Origin of the sequence: Candidatus Frankia nodulisporulans (assembly GCF_902806475.1) — a bacterium.
In the GTDB taxonomy this organism is placed as follows: domain Bacteria; phylum Actinomycetota; class Actinomycetes; order Frankiales; family Frankiaceae; genus Frankia; species Frankia umida.
In genome coordinates this window covers 1-5,302 of record NZ_CADCWS010000271.1, presented here as the reverse complement: position 1 = coordinate 5,302, position 5,302 = coordinate 1, and the positions used below count along the sequence as shown (strand labels likewise).

The following is a 5,302-nucleotide window of genomic DNA, read 5'->3' as shown; positions in this document are numbered from 1 at the left end:
GGGCTAGGCACCCGCGTGACGCGGACCGGCCGGGAACCGGCCCCTGGCCCGCCGACGCGGGGCGGACCCCGGCGGCGTGTCCGGGCCACCGGGCAGAAACCGCAGTTCGGCGGTCCAGTCGATCCGGTCGACCTCGGCATCCGCCGGGACCATGGCGAAGCTGCGCCAGAGGAAGGCGACCACGTCACGGGCTGGCAGTTCGAACTCGGCGATCCCCGACGGGCTGGACAGCCGCAGGGCCAGCGCCGCCTCGCCGGCGGCCACCGCCGGCCGGACCCGCACGTCCCCAAGACCCACCGGCCGTCGGGTGCCCTCGGCGAGCAGCCGACGCGCGAACCGCCAGACGATCTGATCGACCCCTGGGCCGCCGACCGTGAGGGTCACCGCGATCGGGTCCGCCGCGTCGAAGCCAAGCCCGACGAGCACCCACCTGCGGCGCCCACCCGGCCGCACCACCTGCACGTACAGCGCGCGCTGCAACACCCCGCGCCGACCCAGACGGCGGAACATGCGCCCTCCCCTGACCCTTCTTACCTGCCTGTCACGACCCGCCGACCGCCACACCCCGCCGATCCGCCGCGTCCCGCCGGCCGTTACCGCCAGCCATGTGGATCGACACCACCGGGAATCCGGTCGGCGGGCGCGTAGGGCTTGCGGGTGAACACGAACGACGCGAGCTCGAGGTTCGTCAGCCGACCGGACGCGTCCCGACCGAGGACAAGAGTCTCACCGGCGAAGTAGCCGTCGAGCCCGGTCCAGGTCCCGGCGGCGGGGCCCGGTCGCAGCCGGGAGGCCCGACCGTAGCGACCCTGCGGCGTGAGCACCAACGTGCCGTCACCACGCAACGTCACTATGTAGGGAGCTGGCCCCCAGTACCAGACACCGGTGACGTCCAACGTGTCGCCGTCGACCAGCGGGCCGGGCAGCCATTCGGTGGGCAGCGACGGCTGCAGCGCGTCGACCGAGTCGATGAGGTCAAGTGCGAGTTCCCCGACCGCGACTCCGCTCGTCGCGTTCGACAGGGCCACGGCGGCGGTGCCCCCCGGACGGCTCCACGCCGCGGCGACGAACCCCGGCATCGAGCCACCATGCCCGACGAACACGGTGCTCGTCCCAGCCGGGCCACGCTGGCCGCTCGGGCGGCGGATCAGCTGCAGGCCGAGGCCGGCGCCGAGCTGCCACTCGCCGCTGTCCGCCTCGACCGCCGCCGGTTCCCGCATCTCGGCCAACGTGTCCAGGGACAGCACGGCGTCGCTGTGGCCGCCCAGGACCGCCATCCAGCGGACCAGGTCGGTCACCGTCGACCACAGCTGACCGGCCGGCGCCATCACCCCCGCGTCATGCGCCGGCTCGGGCAGCAGAACATCCGCATGCGGATGAACGGCGTACCCCTGCGCGTGGGGGGCCATCGGCGCCCCGGTGGTGCGGGTCAGCCCCAGCGGCGCCAGCAGCTCCCGGTCCAGCGCCTGCGCCCAGCTCATCCCACGCAGGCGGGCGACCAGCTCGCCGAGAACGGCGAAACCGACGTTGGAGTAGTGATGGCGCCGCCCGGGACGGAACCGCCGGGGGTCAGGCCCGACGGCCTCGTCGAGGGTGGCGTGCTCACTGCCGGCCACCCGCTCCCACCAGGGCGGCGGCGTCTCGGCGGTGATCCCGCCCAGATGGGCCAGGAGCTGGGCGATCGTGCTGTCGCCGACCGCTGTGCCCGGCACATGTCGGTCGAGGGGATCCGCCAGTGACAACCGACCCTCGTCCCGCAGGCGCAGCACGAGCACCGCGGTGAACGTCTTGGTGATCGACCCGATCCGATACTGGGTGTCCGGGCCCGGCCGGCCCGCCTCCCCCAGCGTCACCCGTCCGCCTCCGTCGGCGGTGCCCGCGCCAGGTGCCGCCCCGCCACCGATGTCGTCGGCGGGAGCCCTGGCCGGGCCGACCGCGCGACCCCGGCCCGCGGACCAGACGGTCTGGCCGTCCCGGGCCACGGCCGCCACCAGCGACGGGGCCCGGGCATCCGCCTGTTCGGATGCCACCCGGTGCAGCAACTGTCGTCGCGTCGCGGCAAGCAGCGGTTCAGGTGCGCTCGACATCGGCATCCCCCACCCGGGCCGGTGCGCCCGAACCAGCATCCCGGCCGGCCAACCATCCGACCGCCTCATGCCCCAGCCATCCAGCCATCCGACCATCCCTCGACCAGGCCCGAGGAGCACGCGCTACGACCGAGACCCAGCGACCGGGACCAGGGCGTGGTGATGGCAGGCGACCACCGCGCGCGGCCGGGTCACAGCGGCACCGGAACCTCACCATCGACCCTGGTCGCGCAGACTGGAGCATAGGCCCGAGGTCGCGCCCGCGGACGCCTGGCACGTCCAGGGGAACCCGCCCACGGCCACCGGCACCCTCGGATGAGCGACCTCCCGTCTCCCGGGCACCGCGATCCACATACCTCCGGAAGAAGAGCAGATCTCCAGGAAAAGAAGGAATCATACGGACGACCTCGGCACGAAAATTCGCCGGATAATCCGTTTCCACTTTTCGGGCGAACCGGCAGGGACGCATCGAGGATTGCGGTCCGCGGCAGCACGGTCGTTTGGACGGCGACCAACGGGACCAAGGTCCATATTGGTCCCGCCCGGGCCGCCGCATGATGGATGCGGTGGCGCGACCCTGTGCGCCGCCGGGCGGAACAGAGGTGACATGACGGCACTGGCGACTTTCCCGATGGCGGGGCCGGAGCCGAAACCTGGGCCACGGCTTCGCGACCCCCGCCGGCGGGTGCCCCACGCCCGCCGGCACTCCTCGCGTCCACCCGGCCCGAACCGACCGGCGCGATTGCCCGCCGTACCCGCACATCCTGGCCTTCGGCCACGACGGCGCGTACGCCACTGTCCGGGCAACTGCGCAGGTCAAAGCCCCACACGTTGTCTTTCGTCGCCGGCCGGCCCGGCGTGCCCCCACTGGCTGGCGGCGCGTCCGGCGTAACCGCGGTCGGCGATCCACGCCGGTCTCCCCCCGACCCCGAGGACGGCCCTACTGTGTCTGACTACTGCTGGTGCCTGGCCACCCCGGCCATCGACGACCTGATCCGGGAACACGACGAACTCGTCGAACTGTCCGCGCTGGCCCGCGCGGCCTATCGGTGTGGCGATATCGAGGCGCTGGTCGAGAGCTGCACCGCGATCACGTCTGTTCTCGGACCGCATACCGAGGTCGAGGAACGAGGCCTTTTCCCACCCATGGCTGTCGAGTTCCCCGAGAAGATCGCCATTCTGTGCGGCGAACACCGCCGTATCGAGGCCGTCCTCGCCGGTGCGACAGATGGCACCGGCGGCACCGATCCCGCCTGGCCCGCCCGGGTCATCGAAACGCTGACCCTGCTGCGCCGGCACATCGTCAAGGAACAGGAGGGTCTCTTCCCCGCGGCGCTCTCCGTCCTGTCCAGCGACGACTGGGAAGTGCTCGCCGACATCCGTGACCGCTGCGGCATGCTGACCTCCTGAGCGCCTGAGCGCCGCGGCCAGTAGGCGGCGGGCGGCGGCCAGCGGGCCCCTGCCGGTCTGCTCGTCCGTCGCAGCGCCCACCCATCGCCCACCTGCGGACTACCTCGTCGGGGTGGGCCTTCGGGGCGGTGGGCCCTGGGCGGTGGGGTTCGACGCAGGATGTGACCAGAGGTGCTCGGGCCCCGGGCCGCGGTCGAACCGGGACACCGGGAGGATGGGGAGACCCCTGCAAGCTGTTTCGGGAAGGCGAGGCCAGACGCGTGAGTCCGCAAGCATCGGTTCCCCTCGTGGACGTCGACGATCAGGTGGTGCTGCTCGACGCCGACCGCCAACCGTGCGGGACGGCGCCACGGCTATCCGTACATGACCATGACACGCCCCTGCATCTGGCCTTTTCCTCGTACATTTTTGACGAGGACGGGCGGTTGCTCGTCACCCGGCGGGCGTTGGAGAAGCGGACGTGGCCGGGCATGTGGACCAACAGCTGTTGCGGCCATCCTCGACCGGGCGAACGGATCGAGACCGCCGCCGAGCGGCGGATCGCCCAGGAGCTGGGCCTGGTCGTCACGGATCTGCGCTGCGCGCTGCCCGACTTCGCCTACCGGGCGACGGCGGCGGATGGGTTGGTCGAGAACGAGTTCTGCCCCGTCTTCGTGGCGCGGGCCGTGGGCGAGCCGAACCCGGATCCCGGCGAGGTGGTCGAGTGGCGCTGGGTCGAGTGGGATGACTACCGCGTGGCGGCCGAACGAACCCCGTGGGCGCTGAGCCCCTGGTCCGTCGAACAGATGGCCGCGTTCACCAGGGCCACCCACCCGCTGGCCATCGTTGCCCCGGCCAGCCACTGATTCGCTCCCCCGCCGGGTCCGGCAGTCCGAAGCCGAGCGAGGCCACCGGTGATTACTAGTCACTAATGACTAGAATCTGGTCGAATCATCTAGCCACAGCTAGCCATGAACGACGGGCGAGCGCTTACTAAGGGTGACAAGTTCAACGCGTAACGACCCACCCCGGGTGTGGCATTCAATGCGCCTCCCGTGCGCTTCGGGTCACGTGCGGCACACGATGCTCGACCGGATCCGGCGGTAGGCGAAGCTCGACCCAGCCGCCCGCGGGTCCGTGGCCCCGACGAGTCCGGCGGGGAACTTCCGCGGGCATCCAGAGCACCACGTCCGGACCTCCGGGCACCGCGCCGGAAAGTCCGGCCGGGTTCGCGAACCCGGCCGGATCCGCATTGGCAACATCCCACGGACGTCGAGTAACCGGGTATTTGGTCCCGAATCAGATTTGCGTGTCCGACCGACTTCCCGCCGTCGTCGGCAGTTGTCGACGACGGTGGGGTCGGCGCCCCTGACCGGCCGGATCCGCGACTCACCAGCCACCGCCGGTGGAGCCGTCCTACCAGCCCACGGTCGCCTCCGACCAGATCGCCGCCAGGCCCCGTCGGCCGAGGGGCACTCGCCGGCGCCCGGCCGGCGGGCCGACACGAGTACGCGGCCCATCCCGGCAGGCGTGTTCACGTTCTCGGAACGGTGCACACCATCCGTGGTGCGCCGAGCTCCGCCCCGGGGCATCGTGCTTCGCTCCGGCCGACCCGAAGGTACGGCGGAACACCAGGCGCCCGGATATCCTCGCCGCGGGCTACCGACCGGTCCGAAGCGAGCGGGGTGACCGGGAAACCGACTTCTACTAGAATCACCTCAGCCCGATCGAAAACCATGCGCTTCTCTTCCGCTCCGATGCCCGTCCATCCGGGAAGGGCGGCTACCGGCGCCACGCGCCATCTTTTCCGCCGGCCGCCGCGGCAC

Annotated in this window: 4 protein-coding genes; 2 read left to right on the top strand and 2 right to left on the bottom strand. The window is 71.6% G+C overall.

Annotated elements, in window-relative coordinates:
- Nucleotides 1-3: 3 nt before the first annotated feature.
- The gene (locus tag G6R24_RS17865) at nt 4-510 is read right to left on the bottom strand and encodes an SsgA family sporulation/cell division regulator (protein WP_163550354.1); all 507 of its coding nucleotides are present in this window, start codon (nt 508-510) and stop codon (nt 4-6) included.
- Nucleotides 511-593: 83 nt separating this feature from the next.
- Nucleotides 594-2,087, bottom strand: a complete 1,494-nt coding sequence (locus tag G6R24_RS17860) for a serine hydrolase domain-containing protein (RefSeq protein WP_225438679.1) — start codon at nt 2,085-2,087, stop codon at nt 594-596.
- A gap of 945 nt (nt 2,088-3,032) precedes the next feature.
- On the opposite strand from G6R24_RS17860, the gene G6R24_RS17855 reads away from it, so the two are divergent.
- Nucleotides 3,033-3,497: a hemerythrin domain-containing protein gene (locus G6R24_RS17855; RefSeq protein ID WP_163550353.1), complete on the top strand. Its 465-nt coding sequence runs from the start codon at nt 3,033-3,035 to the stop codon at nt 3,495-3,497.
- Between the two features lie 260 nt (nt 3,498-3,757).
- Nucleotides 3,758-4,342 carry an isopentenyl-diphosphate Delta-isomerase gene (gene idi, locus G6R24_RS17850; RefSeq protein ID WP_163550352.1) on the top strand — a complete coding sequence of 195 codons (585 nt, stop codon included), beginning with the start codon at nt 3,758-3,760 and terminating at the stop codon, nt 4,340-4,342.
- The last annotated feature ends 960 nt before the right edge of the window (nt 4,343-5,302 follow it).

Coding starts and splice junctions, on each gene's coding strand:
- G6R24_RS17865 (WP_163550354.1), bottom strand. CDS start 510: ATGTTCCGCCGTCTGGGTCGGCGCGGGGTGTTGCAGCGCGCGCTGTAC.
- G6R24_RS17860 (WP_225438679.1), bottom strand. CDS start 2,087: ATGTCGAGCGCACCTGAACCGCTGCTTGCCGCGACGCGACGACAGTTG.